Origin of the sequence: Blautia massiliensis (ex Durand et al. 2017), assembly GCF_001487165.1 — a bacterium.
GTDB classification, from domain to species: domain Bacteria; phylum Bacillota; class Clostridia; order Lachnospirales; family Lachnospiraceae; genus Blautia_A; species Blautia_A fusiformis.
Genome location: NZ_LN913006.1, coordinates 1413148 through 1429685, shown reverse-complemented (window position 1 = coordinate 1429685; position 16538 = coordinate 1413148). Strand labels below are relative to the sequence as shown.

General features: G+C 44.9%; 15 protein-coding genes. 13 read left to right on the top strand and 2 right to left on the bottom strand.

Annotated features, from left to right (window positions below; genetic code table 11):
• Window positions 1–3 precede the first annotated feature (3 nt).
• Together BN3261_RS07565 and BN3261_RS07560 are read left to right on the top strand one after the other, a co-directional pair.
• Complete coding sequence (locus BN3261_RS07565; protein ID WP_015525247.1) at window positions 4–792, top strand: ABC transporter ATP-binding protein; 789 nt, start codon at window positions 4–6, stop codon at window positions 790–792.
• 218 nt (window positions 793–1010) lie between these two features.
• On the top strand, window positions 1011–2171 hold the full coding sequence (locus tag BN3261_RS07560) for a pyridoxal phosphate-dependent aminotransferase (protein WP_059085906.1): 1161 nt from the start codon (window positions 1011–1013) through the stop codon (window positions 2169–2171).
• Window positions 2172–2246: 75 nt separating this feature from the next.
• Here BN3261_RS07560 and BN3261_RS07555 read toward each other — a convergent pair whose 3' ends face one another.
• A complete protein-coding gene (locus BN3261_RS07555) occupies window positions 2247–3521 on the bottom strand; it encodes a tRNA(Met) cytidine acetate ligase (protein WP_059085905.1) in 1275 nt (424 codons plus the stop codon).
• Window positions 3522–3920: 399 nt separating this feature from the next.
• Between BN3261_RS07555 and pta the strand changes: the two genes are divergently transcribed.
• The 7 genes from pta (at window position 3921) to BN3261_RS07520 (ending at window position 11322) form a co-directional block, all read left to right on the top strand.
• Complete coding sequence (gene pta, locus BN3261_RS07550; RefSeq protein WP_015525244.1) at window positions 3921–4928, top strand: phosphate acetyltransferase; 1008 nt, start codon at window positions 3921–3923, stop codon at window positions 4926–4928.
• A 27-nt stretch (window positions 4929–4955) separates the two neighbouring features.
• The gene (locus tag BN3261_RS07545) at window positions 4956–6146 is read left to right on the top strand and encodes an acetate/propionate family kinase (RefSeq protein WP_021652542.1); all 1191 of its coding nucleotides are present in this window, start codon (window positions 4956–4958) and stop codon (window positions 6144–6146) included.
• A 251-nt stretch (window positions 6147–6397) separates the two neighbouring features.
• On the top strand, window positions 6398–6925 hold the full coding sequence (locus BN3261_RS07540; protein WP_021652543.1) for a YceD family protein: 528 nt from the start codon (window positions 6398–6400) through the stop codon (window positions 6923–6925).
• A gap of 3 nt (window positions 6926–6928) precedes the next feature.
• Window positions 6929–7111, top strand: coding sequence for a 50S ribosomal protein L32 (gene rpmF, locus BN3261_RS07535; protein ID WP_015525241.1), 183 nt, complete (start codon window positions 6929–6931; stop codon window positions 7109–7111).
• Between the two features lie 96 nt (window positions 7112–7207).
• The gene (locus tag BN3261_RS07530; RefSeq protein WP_059085904.1) at window positions 7208–8575 is read left to right on the top strand and encodes an MATE family efflux transporter; all 1368 of its coding nucleotides are present in this window, start codon (window positions 7208–7210) and stop codon (window positions 8573–8575) included.
• 235 nt (window positions 8576–8810) lie between these two features.
• Window positions 8811–9413 carry a hypothetical protein gene (locus BN3261_RS07525; protein ID WP_199874107.1) on the top strand — a complete coding sequence of 201 codons (603 nt, stop codon included), beginning with the start codon at window positions 8811–8813 and terminating at the stop codon, window positions 9411–9413.
• A gap of 40 nt (window positions 9414–9453) precedes the next feature.
• Window positions 9454–11322 carry a GHKL domain-containing protein gene (locus BN3261_RS07520; RefSeq protein ID WP_059085902.1) on the top strand — a complete coding sequence of 623 codons (1869 nt, stop codon included), beginning with the start codon at window positions 9454–9456 and terminating at the stop codon, window positions 11320–11322.
• Here the strand turns inward: BN3261_RS07520 and BN3261_RS07515 are convergent.
• Window positions 11261–11989: a LytR/AlgR family response regulator transcription factor gene (locus tag BN3261_RS07515; RefSeq protein ID WP_059085901.1), complete on the bottom strand. Its 729-nt coding sequence runs from the start codon at window positions 11987–11989 to the stop codon at window positions 11261–11263. The two genes, BN3261_RS07520 and BN3261_RS07515, sit on opposite strands and share 62 nt — an antisense overlap.
• Before the next feature lie 456 nt (window positions 11990–12445).
• Here BN3261_RS07515 and BN3261_RS07510 point away from each other — a divergent pair, with 456 nt between their 5' ends.
• The 4 genes from BN3261_RS07510 to rnc all read left to right on the top strand — a co-directional run bounded on the left by BN3261_RS07510 (window position 12446) and on the right by rnc (window position 16525).
• Complete coding sequence (locus BN3261_RS07510; protein ID WP_022427037.1) at window positions 12446–14281, top strand: ABC-F family ATP-binding cassette domain-containing protein; 1836 nt, start codon at window positions 12446–12448, stop codon at window positions 14279–14281.
• Window positions 14282–14511: 230 nt separating this feature from the next.
• The gene (plsX, locus tag BN3261_RS07505; protein WP_059085900.1) at window positions 14512–15558 is read left to right on the top strand and encodes a phosphate acyltransferase PlsX; all 1047 of its coding nucleotides are present in this window, start codon (window positions 14512–14514) and stop codon (window positions 15556–15558) included.
• 48 nt (window positions 15559–15606) lie between these two features.
• Window positions 15607–15855: an acyl carrier protein gene (locus tag BN3261_RS07500; RefSeq protein WP_021652554.1), complete on the top strand. Its 249-nt coding sequence runs from the start codon at window positions 15607–15609 to the stop codon at window positions 15853–15855.
• Complete coding sequence (gene rnc / locus BN3261_RS07495; protein ID WP_021652555.1) at window positions 15845–16525, top strand: ribonuclease III; 681 nt, start codon at window positions 15845–15847, stop codon at window positions 16523–16525. The genes BN3261_RS07500 and rnc overlap by 11 nt, the downstream gene beginning before the upstream one ends.
• Window positions 16526–16538: the final 13 nt, after the last annotated feature.

The following is a 16538-nucleotide window of genomic DNA, read 5'->3' as shown; positions in this document are numbered from 1 at the left end:
TCTATGTTAAAAATCAGCCATATTTCAAAAACATTTAATCCGGGAACCGTAAACGAAAAAAAGGCGATCACAGATCTTTCCCTGGAACTGAAAAAAGGCGACTTTGCTACGATCATCGGTTCTAATGGTGCAGGAAAATCAACACTTTTTAATGCGATCTGCGGTGATTTTCTTACAGATGCCGGTTCAATCGAGCTGGATGGCAGGGATATCACATTTATGCCGCAGCATGCACGCGCAAAAGAGATCGGACGTCTTTATCAGGATCCGATGCGTGGTACTGCACCGGGAATGACGATCGAAGAGAATCTTGCACTTGCAGCCGGCAAGGGTGGGTGGCTTTCCCGCACGACCCGGCAGGAAAAAGAGCGTTTTCGTGAGGAATTAAAGAAGCTGGACATTGGGCTGGAAGAGCGGATGAGCCATCCGGTAGGTCTTCTTTCTGGTGGACAGAGACAGGCGCTGACGCTTTTGATGGCAACCATGAATCCGCCGAAATTACTTCTTCTGGACGAGCATACTGCAGCCCTTGATCCGGGAACTGCTGAGAAAGTCCTTAATCTCACCAGACGGATCGTGGAAGAAAATCAGCTGACCTGTCTGATGATCACACACAATATGCAGTCAGCAATTGATCTTGGTAACCGTATCCTGATGATGGACTCCGGCAATATCGTGCTGGATATCGGAGGGGAAGAGAAGAAGGATATGACCGTGGATGGCCTTCTTGAGAAATTTAAAACGGGAGTGGGCAAGGCTTTGGATAATGACCGTATTCTTTTGTCTGAATAAACGGAATAAATAATGAAGAACCGTTACCGATCATGTGTAAAGTGGAAAATGAATAGCCGCTTTACACAGGTGATGGTTCTTTTTTTATGAAAATTCTTGAGTATGTCACGTTACCGTGGTAAAATAAATGAAATCACTTTGTGATTTCATTTATGAGCAAGTAGCGAAGCGGATTGCGAATATCCGTTTGATTTTATTATGGAAGAGGGACGAATGATATGCAGTTTTCAAAAAGATTGGACCGATTTGGAGATGAAATTTTTGCTGCTCTGAACAACCGACGTATGGAGCTGGAAGCACAGGGCATGAAGATCTATAACATGAGTGTGGGAACTCCGGATTTCAAGACTCCGGAATATATCAAGAAAGCTGTAGCGGAAGCAGCTATGGATGATAACAACTGGAAATACAGTCTCCGCGATCTGCCGGAGCTTCTGGACGCAGTCTGTACTTATTATAAGAAACGTTTTGATGTGGAACTGACACCGGACATGGTAATGACTGTTTATGGAAGCCAGGAAGGAATGGGGCATCTTGGCATGGCGCTTTGTGATGAGGGAGATACAGTACTTCTTCCGGATCCGTGCTATCCCGTATTTGCAGCAGGAAGTCTGATGGCAGGAGCAGTTCCTTACTATTATCCGCTGGTTGCAGAGCATGATTTTCTTCCCTATGTAAAGGGAATTCCGGAAGAAATAGCGAATAAGGCTAAATATATGGTAGTATCCCTGCCGTCCAACCCGGTAGGAAGCATTGCCACTCCGGGACTTTACGAAGAAATCGTGGAATTTGCGAAAAAATATGATATTCTGATCATTCATGATAATGCGTACAGCGATATTATTTTTGACGGGGCATTTGGAGGAAGTTTTTTGACCACTCCGGGAGCGAAAGATATTGGCGTGGAATTTTTCAGTCTTTCCAAATCCTTCAATGTTACAGGCGCAAGACTTAGCTTTCTGGTAGGCCGGCCGGATGTGATCGCAGCGCTTCGCAAATTGAGAAGCCAGATCGACTTCGGCATGTTCCTGCCGCTTCAGAAAGCAGCTATTGCAGCACTTCAGGGACCGCTGGACAGCGTAAAAGAACAGTGTCAGAAGTACCAGGAGAGAAGAGATGCTCTCTGCCAGGGACTTCGTGATATCGGATGGGAACTTCCAAATGGAAAAGGCACCATGTTTGTCTGGGCGAAGATCCCGGGTGGCCGCACCGACAGCATGGCATTCTGCATGGAACTGATGGAAAAGGCCGGCGTCATCGTGACTCCGGGAGCAAGCTTTGGTCCCCACGGAGAGGGCTACGTACGTTTCGCCCTGGTACTTCCGCCGGAGAAGATCCGGGAAGCAGTGGAAGCGATCCGAAAAAGCGGATTAAACTGAATAACTGAAAGTTGTTCAAAATCCGATCTCAAGCCATGAAAAGATTACTTATCAGCGTTTAAGCCGCTGTGGATCTTAAATGATCCGCAGCGGCTTTTTCATCTCGTGGATGAAAGGCTGACCTGTTTTGTGGCAGAGAAGCATTTCGTAAAGATTGGAAGCCGCACAGGTTTCATTAAAAAGTCGAAGCGCAGTTTCATCGAGGATCGCAGATGCATCGGCGGCTTTGGTGATCAGCGGGATCGAGGAGTTTTTCTTGATCTGGCTGAGAAGCGGAGCGCTGCTTTTTTGAAAGCCAAGTACCCGGGCATAGGGAATGTGTCCGGGTGCTTTTGTTTTTTGGTCAAGAAAGATCCGGACAAGGCTGCGGCAGATAGCAGAACGGGTAATATCCCGTGTTTTCAAAAGATCCGCAAACTGGGAAAAACCTTCATATCGATTTCGGGATTTCAGGATACGCCGGATCAGTGCATCCGAAAGCTCCGGATACATTTTTAAAGTTTCTTCGGATTCCAGAAGCAGTTTGTAATGCAGAGGAAGATCCAGTGCTGAGTCAGAAAGCCATGCTCCTTTTTTGAGAGAATCCAGGAATCCGGGAAGGGAAGCAGAAGGGATCAACCGGGAAAGATCAGCAGACTGCACAGTTCCTTCGGATTTTTTCATAAGGCTCCGGATGCCGGAAGCAGAGGGAAATTCTTCGTCGGAAAGAAGAGAAAAATCCGTATCATGATAACCACTTCCCTTTCTTAAAAGTGCGTAAGGAAGGATACGGCTGTTAAGACGGAGAAGCGCTTTGCAGTATTCGATTCCCAGGATGTTATTGGGAGAAGAAAGAATGAGTTCAATATGTTCTGATGAAACGCCGAATGTGTTATGCACGGAAGTGGCTTTTTCTCGCATGTAACGGATCAAAGCACTGCTTCTTGCAGCAGGAAAACTCATTCCGGTACGAAGATTCTGCTGAAGGAGTTTGCGGTATTCAAACGGTTCCTTTACAAGAATCTGTGCAATATTCATAAGAGTCTCTGTATCTCCGCATTCACTTCCGAAACATAGCTCATCTACAACACCAAGCCCGTCAAGAAGGCTTACGCCACCTGCGGCAAATCCTTCCGCACTGGCCGTTGCTGTCTGTACCGGCATTTCCAGGATCAGATCGGCGCCTCCGAGAAGAGCCATCTCAGCCCGGAGATGTTTTTCCATAAGGGCAGGAGCCCCTCTTTGGACAAAATCCCCGCTCATGGCGATCACAATATAATCAGCACCAAGGATCTCCCGGGCATAGCGGATCTGGTATTCGTGACCTTTGTGAAATGGGTTATATTCTGCAATGATTCCAACAACTTTCATATAAAAAAGTACCTGCCATTTCTGAAAATTATAATGGTGCTATTTTAACATAAGCAATGTAAAAAGTTAAGCGGCATTCGAAATCTGTTTTGCTGCCATAAAACCGAATGCTGCTGTCCGCTCTGGGCCCGGCAACACCCTTTGGGAGATACAGAAATCACGCAAATTTATGATCATGCGCCGAAATCCTCGGGCCATCTGTGATCTTTATCCACAAAAAACACATCGCAGAACATTGTCGGTAAACAGTAACAATTGCACTTCAAAAAATACGCAGTATAGCCATTTTCTGACAATGAAACGCTTGAAAAGAAAAGGGTAAGGGGGTATAATAAACATAGTGTAGTGCCCGAACAGACACTAGCGTTTTTGTTACATCAAGAAAGGAGCCATTTAATCATGGGATTTGTTGAACTGCTTAAAAAAAGAGCAAAAGAAAGCGTAAAAACAATTGTACTGCCAGAGACAGAGGATATGAGAACTCTTGAGGCAACTGACAAGATTCTGAAAGAGGGAGTTGCAAAGATCATCCTCATCGGTAATGAGGAAGAGATCAACAAGAAAGCTGCAGAGGGCGGCTTTGATATTTCCGGTGCACAGATCGTAGATCCGGAGAAATCTGACAGAACTCAGGCATATATTGATAAATTTGTAGAGCTGAGAGCAAAGAAGGGAATGACACCTGAGAAAGCGAAAGAGATCCTTCATACTCAGTACCCATACTATGGCGTAATGATGGTTAAGATGGGGGATGCAGACGGTATGGTATCCGGTGCATGCCATTCTACAGCAGATACACTTCGTCCATGCCTTCAGATCCTGAAGACAAAACCGGGAACCAAGCTTGTATCCGCATTCTTCCTGATCGTTGTTCCGGATTGCGAGTATGGTGCAAACGGTGCATTCGTATTTGCTGATTCCGGTCTGAACCAGAACCCGACTCCGGATGAGCTTTCTGCGATCGCAGCATCTTCTGCTGAGTCCTTTAAGCTTCTTGTTCAGGAGGAGCCGATCGTAGCTATGCTTTCCCACTCCACTAAGGGAAGTGCAAAGCATCCTGACGTAGATAAAGTCGTAGAGGCTACAAGAATTGCCAAAGAGGAGCATCCGGAGCTTAAACTTGACGGAGAGTTCCAGCTTGATGCAGCTATCGTTCCAAGCGTAGGCGCATCCAAAGCACCGGGAAGCGAAGTAGCAGGTAAAGCTAACGTACTGGTATTCCCTGACCTTGATGCAGGTAACATCGGATACAAGCTTGCTCAGCGTCTTGGTAAAGCAGAAGCATACGGACCTGTTACACAGGGTATCGCAAAACCTGTAAACGACCTGTCTCGCGGATGCTCTGCAGATGATATCGTAGGTGTTGTAGCGATCACAGCAGTACAGTGCCAGGCAGAGGATAAATAATTATTAAAAGATCAGGAGAGTTAAATCATGAACGTATTAGTTATCAACTGTGGAAGTTCTTCATTAAAATATCAGTTAATCGATTCTGAGACAGAGAATGTACTTGCAAAGGGTCTCTGCGAGAGAATCGGTATTGACGGAAGACTGGTATATCAGAAAGCCGGATGTGACAAAGAGATCACAGAGGCAGCTATGCCAACACATAAAGAAGCAATCCAGATGGTACTGGATGCTCTTACAAACGATAAAACAGGTGCAATCGGAAGCCTTAAAGAGGTTAATGCGATTGGACATCGTGTCGTACACGGAGGCGAGAAATTTGCTTCTTCTGCAGTGATCACAGACGAGATGATCAAAGCAGTAGAAGAGTGCAATGACCTTGCACCGCTTCACAACCCGGCTAACCTCATTGGTATCCGTGTATGTGCAGAGCTTATGCCAGGCGTACCACAGGTAGGCGTATTTGATACCGCTTTCCATCAGACAATGCCTGCTAAAGCATATCTCTATGGACTTCCGCTTGACTTCTACAAGAAATATAAAGTAAGAAGATACGGTTTCCACGGAACATCCCACAGCTTCGTATCCAAGAGAGCTGTTGATTTCCTTGGCCTTGACAAAGACAACTCCAAAGTTATCGTCTGCCACCTTGGAAACGGATCTTCCATCAGCGCAGTTGTAAATGGCAAATGTGTAGATACAACAATGGGTCTTACACCACTTGAAGGTGTTGTTATGGGAACTCGTTCCGGTAACATCGATCCGGCTATCATGGAGTTCATTGCTAAGAAAGAGAACCTGGACATTGAGGGCGTTATGAATGTACTCAACAAGAAATCTGGTCTTCTCGGACTTTCCGGCGGACTTTCCAGCGACTTCCGTGACCTCAACGAGGCAGCTGAAGGCGGAAACGAGGATGCAGCTAATGCCATCGACGTTCTCTGCTATAGCATCGCTAAATTCGTAGGCGGATATGTTGCAGCAATGAATGGTGTTGACGCGATCGTCTTCACAGCAGGTATCGGTGAGAATGCGATCCCGGTACGTGAGAAGGTTGTCAGCTATCTCGGATACCTTGGCGTAACACTTGACAAAGATGCTAACGGACATCGTGGCGAGGAAATCGTGATCTCCACACCGGACTCTAAGGTTAAGGTTGCAGTTATCCCGACAAACGAGGAGCTTGCAATCTGCCGTGAGACTGTAGCACTGGTATAATCAGCTGTTTCAGTACCGGTACAGAACCGTTCGGGCATGATCGGTAATCAGGCAGAATTATATATTACTGTGGATCAGCAGTATACATTCGGGGGGCGGACAATTAAAGGTCCACCCCCGTAATTTACCCCGAATTTCTGATTAAGCCAACAGTAACAAAAAATTAAAAAAATGTAATATTTTCCCGAAAATAACGTTGACAAATCACAAGACCATATGTATAATGGATTGAGTGTGGATAGGAGAGACTTATGCAGATTCATTTATTAGACATTTCTTCCTGTGATGGCAAGACGATCCAGGAATCAGTTATTCCTGAACTGGAGAAGATTGATTTTCAGATGGGAAGTTTTCCGGTACTTGCGAAGGAACCGGTAGAGCTTACGATCACCAATACCGGTGATAAGGTTCTTGAGCTTACAGGAACCGGTAAGATTACAGTGGGCATTCCCTGTGACCGCTGTCTTGAGACAGTAGCCGTCGAGATACCGCTGGAATTTAAGAAGAAGCTTGATATGAAGCTTTCTGATGAAGAGCGTGTCAATGATCTGGATGAAAGCAGCTATCTCACAGGTATGAACCTGGATGTGGACCGGTTGGTCTATCTTGAGGTATTGATATGCTGGCCTTTAAAGGTCTTATGTAAAGAAGACTGTAAAGGTATCTGCAGCCGCTGCGGGAAGAACCTAAACGAAGGTCCCTGCGGATGCAAGGAGGAGCCTAAGGATCCCCGCATGGCAGCTATCAGTGATATATTCAGTAAATTTAAGGAGGTGTAACCTATGTCCATTTGTCCTAAGAACAAATCTTCCAAAGCTAGACGTGACAAGAGAAGAGCGAACTGGAAAATGAGCGCTATGAACCTTGTTAAATGTAGCAAATGTGGAGCACTTATGATGCCACACAGAGTTTGCAAAGCTTGCGGAAGCTACAATAAGAAGGAAATCATCAAAGTTGAGGACTAATTTTAATTAGACAGTCAATATATGATGCGAAAAGAGTCTGGTATGCTGAGATAAGTATACCGGCTTTTTTTATACTCTGGGGGGAAATAAAAAAATATGAAACAGAACAAGAATCAGAAAAATACCGCCGTGAACCAGATCACAGAGGGTGTGATCTGGAAGCAGCTTCTGATATTCTTTTTTCCGATCTTGTTTGGAACTCTGTTCCAGCAGATCTACAATACTGCCGATACAGTTGTAGTAGGCCGCTTTGTGGGAAAAGAAGCATTGGCAGCAGTAGGAGGTTCATCCAGTATGATCGTGAATCTCATCGTAGGTTTTTTTGTAGGTTTATGTTCCGGTGCGTCTGTAGTGATTTCTCAGTTTTACGGAGCGAAAGACCACAAAAACCTTAAAAAAGCACTTCACACATCCATGATCTTCTGCCTGGCTGCCAGTATTATTGTGGGAACAGCAGGTTTTATCCTGGCTGAGCCGATCCTTCACCTGATGAAAACACCGGCAGAAGTAATACCGGATTCTGTGTTGTACCTGCATATCTATTTTGCGGGAACATTTTTTAATCTGGTCTACAACATGGTATCCAGTATCTTAAGAGCAGTGGGGGATTCCAAAAGACCGCTCTATGTGCTGATCATTACCTGTTTGTTGAATATTTTGCTGGATGTTGTATTTGTAGTGATCTTCCATATGGGAGTCCTCGGTGTTGCACTTGCAACAGTCAGCTGCCAGGCAGTCAGTGCCATCCTTGTAACCTGGTTCCTGATGCGCGCAGAGGATATTTATCGTCTGGAATTTCATGAGATTCGTTTTGATCTCCGGTCTTTGGGGGCAGTTCTCAGGATTGGACTTCCGGCAGGACTGGAATCGGTGATGTATAATATTGCCAATCTCACCATTCAGATTTTTGTCAATGAACTGGGGACTGACACAGTGGCAGCCTGGGGAACTATGGGAAAGATTGATGCGGTGTTCTGGATGGTATGCAATGCTTTTGCCATCTCAATTACCACCTTTGTGGGACAGAATTATGGTGCCGGAAAATACCACCGCATGCGAAAAAGTGTCCGCGTCTGTATGGTGATGGCATACATTTCGGCGTTTATTGTAAGCGGAGCACTTATTCTGTTCGCAAATCCGATCTACCATTTGTTTACAACAGATCAGGTGGTTGTAGACATTGGGGTGCATATGATCCGTTTCCTGATTCCGTCCTATGCTATTTATGTTGTGATCGGAATTATTTCCGGAGCGCTGCGTGGTGCCGGAAGAGTACTGGTTCCGATGATCCTGACCTGTGGAGGAGTCTGTCTTTTACGTATCATCTGGTTGTTTGCTTTTGTAAGATCTCATCCGGGGATCGACAGTATCATGCTCAGTTATCCGGTGTCCTGGATAATTACTGCGGTACTGTTTGTCATCTATTATTTTCGGCGATTTCCAGGTATGCAGAAAAAGAAATAACGATATATGAAAAGGTGCTGATTCTGTGCAATAGCAGTGATCAGCACCTTTGTTTTGTTCGAAAGATGTCGATTTATTACGTATAGATTTGATTGCCTGAAAGCTGAAAAAGAGGTATTCTGGATGCAGATAGATGAAACATATGTAATGGGGATGACCAGATATGCATAATCTGCAAAAAACAATACGATATGGTTTTTGTTTGATATTTGAAGTTATTGCGCTGTGTGTCGGTATGATTTATAACGCGAGAACTGTACGGGCTGAACCTGAAGTGCAACAGCCGGCCAGAAAGGTAACAGAAGTTGTTACTGAAAAATGGACTGTGATCAGTGGAAAACGTCTGGATCTTATCCTGAAATATATGGGAGATATAAATTTTGAAAAAGAAGGAATCAGTCTTCGTATCCCTGCTTCTGTGGCACAAAGTTGGAAGGTAGCAGAGAATGGTACAATACAGGCACTGGTACAAAAGGTTTCCAATCATTCATATGAAATAAAGATCTATAAAGGCACTCAGAAGATCACGGATATTCCGGGGAGCCGGATCATGATACCGGTAAAAGAGATATTTCCCAACGGAGATCCGGAAACTATGGAAATTACGGATTCCCGAGGAAGAAAACTAAAGACATTCCTAGATAAAAAGCAGGATCTTCTGATCGTTGACACGGACGAGACAGGAATCTTCTGCGTAAGAGGTCGGAAAATAGATGATATAGAAGAGAATCCTTTTGCAGTGGCAGTCCTGACGACAGCAACAATGATAACAGTGCTGATCGTAGGAATCCGAAGCAGATCCGGAAAGCGAGGTGACAGTCATAAAGGAGAAAAGTAGGCAATGGACCCTGATCTTTGGACTTACTGTGGTGTTATCTATGACTGCTTTTTTTATGATGTATCTCATAAATAATGAATATACAGCGAAAGGCGAGCAGCCCATTCAGGGAATCCTTTGTCTGGATGATAAAGATGCGGCGGCAAAGCTACATTATCTTGCCAGGGAATGGCAATATTTTCCGGGAAAGCTGCTTACACCTGAGATGCTGAAAAAGGATCCAGGATATTACAGTTGTTATATTTCGATCGGAGAACGTAATGAAATGGAACTGGGGAATAAAGAGGCTTCTACGTATGGATGTGGGACATACCGGATGTTTCTGATCCTGCCCGAAGAGGAAAAAATCTGGGCTATATCTATGGCGGAGGTTTTTTCCGCATACCGAATCTATATCAATGGAGAACTGGCCGGGGAAGTGGGGGATCCTGACGAAAAAACCTATATGGACCGGGTCATGAACCGTGTTTTTGCGTTTCAGGGATCCGGGGTTGTGGAGATTGTCATAGCAGTAGCAGACAAAAGCCATATCAGATCCGGAATTCAGGCTATTCCGGTTTTGGGATCTCCGGTCCGTGTAAGCATACAGAGAGGACTGCGGGTACTCGGAAGCGGCTGTGCCATTGCGTTCTGTATCTGTATCATGTTTGGGACTCTTATGGTACATGTCAGAACCAGGACAAAAGAATTTGCTATTTTTAATCTGGTTTGTCTCTGTGTGGCAGGATATTCGTTATGCTCCCTGGTACATAATTTTTTTCTTCTTCCCACGAGGCCCTGGTATGCCCTGGAAACTATGATCTATTATCTGATCCTTTCCTGCATGATCCGGCTTGAGGATTGTATTATAGGAAAAAAAAGGGGCATATATCTGTTTCTTTTGATCGATCTCTGGATCGTAGTAGCTTTCTTTCTGGAGATTTTTGCGGATATACTTCCTTCAGCCAGGCTTCTTTATGATGTTGTCTGGATCAGTGAGGCAGTCAAATGGGTGGCAGCGATCTATATGCTGCTCAATACTTTTGGAGAAACAGATTGCAGATATGGAAAGATCGTTTTGGTGGGAACAACGATTTACGCCTGTTCCCTTGTGGCAGATCGGATAGGGTATCTTTATGAGCCGATTTTGGGAGGAGGTTTCCCGGAGACAGGTGGGCTGATACTGACAGCTGCGTTTGGCTGTGTTCTGTGGAGAGACCTGTCAGAAGCATATAAGATCCGTCTGACTTATGAGGTATACAGTCATCAGACTGAACTTCGTCTCCTTGCCCAGAAAAATCATTACGACCGATTAAAAGAACAGATGGAAGAAACCAGCCGTGTCCGTCATGATATGCGTCAGCACCTTCGTGTTCTGTCTGCATTACTGGAACGTGAGCAGTATGGAGAAATGCAGAAATACCTTTGCCGGTATACCCGTGAATTTCAGGAACGTTTGCCCTATCATTCTTACTGTAAAAATCAGGTTGCCGATGCGATCTTACATTATTATGAAGAACTATGCAGAAAAAACGGGATCGTTTTTCAGTGTCAGGTAGAAGCACCGGAAAAAACAGGGATCCAGGATACAGATTTTTGTCGTCTCTTTGGAAATCTTCTGGAAAATGCCATAGAAGCGGCACAGCTTTGTCCGAAAGGCAGTTCCAGATTTGTCCGTGTACAGATACGTACCAGAAATAATAAACTTCTTATAAAAGAAGAGAACAGCTGTACAGATCCCTTACGCAGAAATAAAACAGGATTTTTTTCAGGTAAGCATTCCGGACAGGGGATCGGAACTGCGTCGATCATGGAAATTGCGGCACGTTATGGAGGGTTTGCGGATTTTCAGTCTGAAAATGGCATTTTTAAAGCTGAGATATTTCTTCATCTGACGCAAAGAGATACTGAAGATAGGCTTTACGGATAGCAGAAGAGCCACGTTTCCGGATCTGGACGACCTCCCCGTTGTCCAGAAGAAAGCCTTCTTCAGAAGCTTCCTGTATACGGTCCATATTGACGACACAGCCACGGTAACAGGAGAGAAAATTGGGACAGTCCCGGATCTGCTCCTCAAATTTGTGAAAGGTAAGATAAGAACGGACCGAACCGGCGTCGGTATGAAGGCACACTGCATTTCGGAATGTATCTGCATATAAAATACTGCGCAGAGGGACCCGGATGGGAACCCGGTCAGAAACGACTTCAATGTAACGGGATGCCAGTAAATGCTTGGATTGAAAGGAATCCAGAATGGAACAGAGTTTTTCTGGCTGAAATGGTTTCAGAAGATAATAGGAGGCTCCTACATCATAGCTTTCCACAGCGAAATCACTGCTGGTAGTGACAAAAACAAGGATGCAGTTATCGGACTGTCTTCGGATCCTGCGCGCAGCTTCCATACCTGTCATTCCGTCCATATAAATATCCAGGAACAGGATCTGAAATTTTCCGGGCTGATAATCTTCAAAAAATTCTTCTGCGCTGAAAAAATGACAGATTTCTGCCCGGATCTGTTTTTTCTCAAAATAGGAAACAGCGATATTCTTCAGGGCTTCTGCATCCGTTGAGATGTCATCAATAATTGCAATATTCAAAATAATATAACCTCCGGTTTATAAAAGAGTAGTAAAAATAGTATATCATAACTTTTGTGTATATCCAATATCGGATTTTTGCCTGAAATGACGTATTGTGTAGAAAATTATCAGGAATGAACGTGCTTTTAGCAGATATTTAACACAAAAAATGTCATATTTCATGGAAACTGTCATTTTGTCACAGGTCTGTTGTCATTTCCTGATATTTTTTTTACAATAGCGTCAAAAGATACGAAAGGCGGTGGATATACGAAAAATAAGGGCAGCAGCTGGCGACACCAGAAACTGTTGACCAAGATCCAGATAAAAAACAATCCTCCAAGAGGGCTGTACTTCCAGATTTGAGGTACAGCCCTTTCCCCTGTCATAACAGTGATTCTTGACGGAATCGTGGAAATTCGCTATCATGGAAATGATTTTTATATACTTTGGAAGAAAACGGAGAAAATGCGCATGAACATTCTTAATATAGAACATATCCACAAAATTTTTGGAGATAAGGTGATATTTGATGATATCTCCTGCGGCATCGATCAGGGAGAAAAAATAGGTATCATCGGTGTAAACGGAACCGGTAAGACTACTTTGCTCCGCGTGATTGCTGGAGAGGAAGAACCGGACGAAGGGCAGGTGATCACCCAGAACGGGATCCGGATCAGCTGGCTTCCCCAGACTCCGGAATTTCCGCAGCATATGACCATTCTGGACTATGTGGCAGAAGGCAAATGGCAGAAGGATTGGAGTACCGAAAGTGAGGCCAGACGCATGCTGAATACACTTGGTATTACCGATCAGAATATTAATATGGATAATCTTTCCGGTGGTGAAAAGAAAAGAGTGGCACTGGCAAGGATGCTTTTAAATCCGGCTGACATTCTGATCCTGGATGAGCCTACCAACCATCTGGACGGAGAAATGGTCATATGGCTGGAAGATTTTCTCCGGAATTTTCGTGGGACGGTGATCATGGTCACTCATGACCGTTATTTCCTGGATCGTGTGGCAAACCGGATCCTGGAGATCAGCCACGGAAAATTATATTCCTATGCAGGAGATTATTCCAGATTTCTGGAGCTGAAAGCGCAGAGAGAGGAAATGGAGCTTGCCAGTGACCGGAAGCGCCGCAGTGTACTTCGGATGGAACTGGAATGGGCAGCAAGAGGCTGTCGTGCCAGAAGTACAAAACAGAGAGCAAGGCTTGACCGTTTGGAAGCACTGAAGGCGGGAAAAACCCCGCTGAAAGAGCAGAATGTGGAAATGGATTCCATTGAGACCCGTATGGGAAAGAAAACCATAGAGTTTCATCATGTAAGTAAAACCATCGAAGGTCGTCTTTTGATCAATGATTTTGATCATATTGTTCTTCGTGATCAGCGTCTCGGGATCATCGGACCAAATGGCTGCGGTAAGTCCACACTTCTTAAAATGGCAGATGGACTGATCTTGCCGGATTCCGGAGAGATTCAGATCGGAGAAACGATCCGTATCGGGTATCTTGCCCAAAACGTTCCGGATATGGATGGAAGACAGCGGGTGATCGATTATATCCGTGAGGTGGCGGAATATGTTCCGACAAAAGAAGGAAGGATCACAGCTTCCCAGATGCTTGAGAGATTTCTTTTTGATCCGGCCATGCAGTACACTCCGGTGGAGAAGCTTTCCGGAGGTGAGAAGCGAAGACTGTATCTTTTGAAGGTTCTGATGGAGGCGCCAAATGTTCTTCTTCTTGATGAGCCCGGAAATGATCTTGATATTCCCACCATGACCATTCTTGAGGACTATCTGGATTCTTTTTCCGGCATCGTGATCACGGTGTCCCATGACCGCTATTTCCTGGATAATGTGGTGAACCGTATTATGGCATTTGAGGGAGATGGCCGGCTTGTCCAGTATGAGGGCGGTTATACGGATTATCTGGAAGCAAAGGAAAGAAAGGGACAGTCTCTGGAAACGCGTTCAGATATGAATGGCGGTACAGTACAGGGAGAAACAGCTGAGCCTGAGAAAAAGAAATCCGCTGCAGATACCTGGAAACAGAACCGGAAACAGAAACTGAAATTCACCTATAAAGAACAGAAAGAATTTGACACTATTGACGATGACATCGCAGCATTGGAAGAACGTCTGGAGCAGATTGACAAAGAGATGGCTGCCAATGCCACAAATGCGGGAAAACTCCGGGAGCTTTCCGACGAGCAGCAGGAAATCCAGCAGAAGCTGGACGAAAAAATGGATCGCTGGGTATATTTAAATGATCTTGCAGAACAGATTGAAAATCAGAAAGAGTAAAAGATATTGACTTCTCAGGCAAAACTCTAGTATCATAAATAACGGTACGTTAACCGGATAAACTGCAAAGCAGTTATTCGGTTATGAGTAGGTAGCGAATGCGGATTTCGAATATCCGCTTAACTTTTGGTACTCTGCAATGAAAATCCTTATACGGATGTGTATGAGGATTTTCACTACAGTGTACCATATGCATTCCGAAAAGATTTCGGACAGAGAAAGGACAAAATATGTCAGAAATGGTAAAAGTCGTTGTAGATGCAATGGGTGGTGACAATGCTCCCGAGGAACCGGTAAAAGCCGCAGTGGAAGCTGTGAAAGAAAAAGAGAACATCCAGGTTATCCTTACAGGAGTACAGGATGTGATCGAAGCAGAGCTTCGGAAATACCCGGATTATCCTAAGGACAGGATTCGTGTGGTGCATGCGTCTCAGGTGATCGAGACTGCGGAACCTCCGGTCATGGCTATCCAGAAAAAGAAAGATTCCTCTATTGTAGTGGGATTAAATCTTGTAAAAAAACAGGAGGCCGATGCCTTTGTTTCCTCCGGAAGCACCGGTGCGGTACTGGTAGGAGGCCAGGTGATCGTAGGCAGGATCCAAGGGATCCGGAGACCACCTCTTGCTCCGCTGATCCCTACGGCAAAGGGCGTTTCCCTTCTGATCGACTGTGGTGCCAATGTAGATGCGAGACCAGATCATCTGGTACAGTTTGCGCAGATGGGTTCCATCTATATGGAAAATGTAGTGGGTATTAAGAAACCGAGAGTTGCTATCGTTAATAACGGTGCTGAGGAAGAAAAGGGCAATGCGCTGGTAAAGGCTACCTTCCCTCTGTTAAAAGCATGTAAGGATATCAATTTCATCGGAAGTATTGAGGCGAGAGATATCCCGTCAGGTTATGCAGATGTAGTAGTCTGTGAAGCTTTTGTAGGAAATGTGATCCTCAAGCTTTATGAAGGTGTTGGAGCTACTCTGATATCTATGATCAAAAAAGGTATGATGACAAACATTCGCAGTAAAATGGGAGCTCTGATGGTAAAACCTGCTCTTAAGGAAACCTTAAAATCATTTGATGCCAGTGAATATGGCGGAGCACCGCTTCTTGGTCTGAAAGGTCTTGTGGTCAAAAGCCACGGAAGTGCCAAAAGCGTAGAAATCCGTCATGCGATCTTTCAGTGCGAGCAGTTTAAGGAAGAGAAGATCAATGAAAAGATCGAGGAGTTTATAGCAGCCGAGCAGAAAGCACAGGCAGAAGAAAAAAGCGAAAAAAAATAAAACCGGGATTGCCGGAAATATTACAGACAGAACAGGAGGCGAACAGTCGTGGAACTGGAAATGCTGAAGACCATCATCGAAAAAACTCTGGGAAGAAATATGGATGCCATTACAGAAAAAACTACCTTTGTGGATGATCTGGGAGTGGATTCTCTGGATTTTTTTCAGATTCTTATTGATCTGGAGGAAACTTTTGATGTTCGTATCGCCCCGGAGGAAGCCGAGGAGATCGTTACTGTCGGCGATGCAGTGGAGACTCTTCGCCGAGTAACGAAGGGAAGAAGAAATGGAAAATAATTTAAAAAAGCTGGAGCAGACTATCGGATACCAGTTTACCGCAAAATCTTTACTGGAGCAGGCAATGACACACAGCTCCTATGCCAACGAAAAACACCTTGGAAAGCTTGGATGCAATGAGCGTCTGGAGTTTCTTGGAGATGCGGTGCTGGAGCTGATCAGCAGTGATTTCCTGTACAAAAAATTCCGGAATAATCAGGAAGGTGAGTTGACCAAGAAACGTGCCAGCATGGTATGTGAAAAGAGTCTTGCCTACTGTGCAAGAGAATTCGGGCTTCCGGAGTTTATCCTCCTTGGAAGAGGTGAGGAAATGATGGGCGGTCGTAAAAGAGATTCCATCGTTTCTGATGCCCTGGAATCTCTGATCGGGGCTATGTATCTGGACGGTGGATTTGAACCGGCACAGGCTTTTGTTATGAAATTTATCCTGAACGATCTGGAGGATAAGAGGATTTTTTATGACAGCAAGACAGTGCTTCAGGAAATGGTACAGGAAGGCGGAAATCATCCGGTGGAATATCGTCTTCTGAAAGAAGAGGGACCGGACCACAGCAAGAGCTTTACTGTGGAGGCGCTGATCAATGGAAAAAGTATGGGAACCGGAACCGGCCATACAAAAAAGGCAGCAGAACAGGCTGCAGCCCTAGAGGCAATACGCAGTATAAAATAACAGCAGGTGGCCA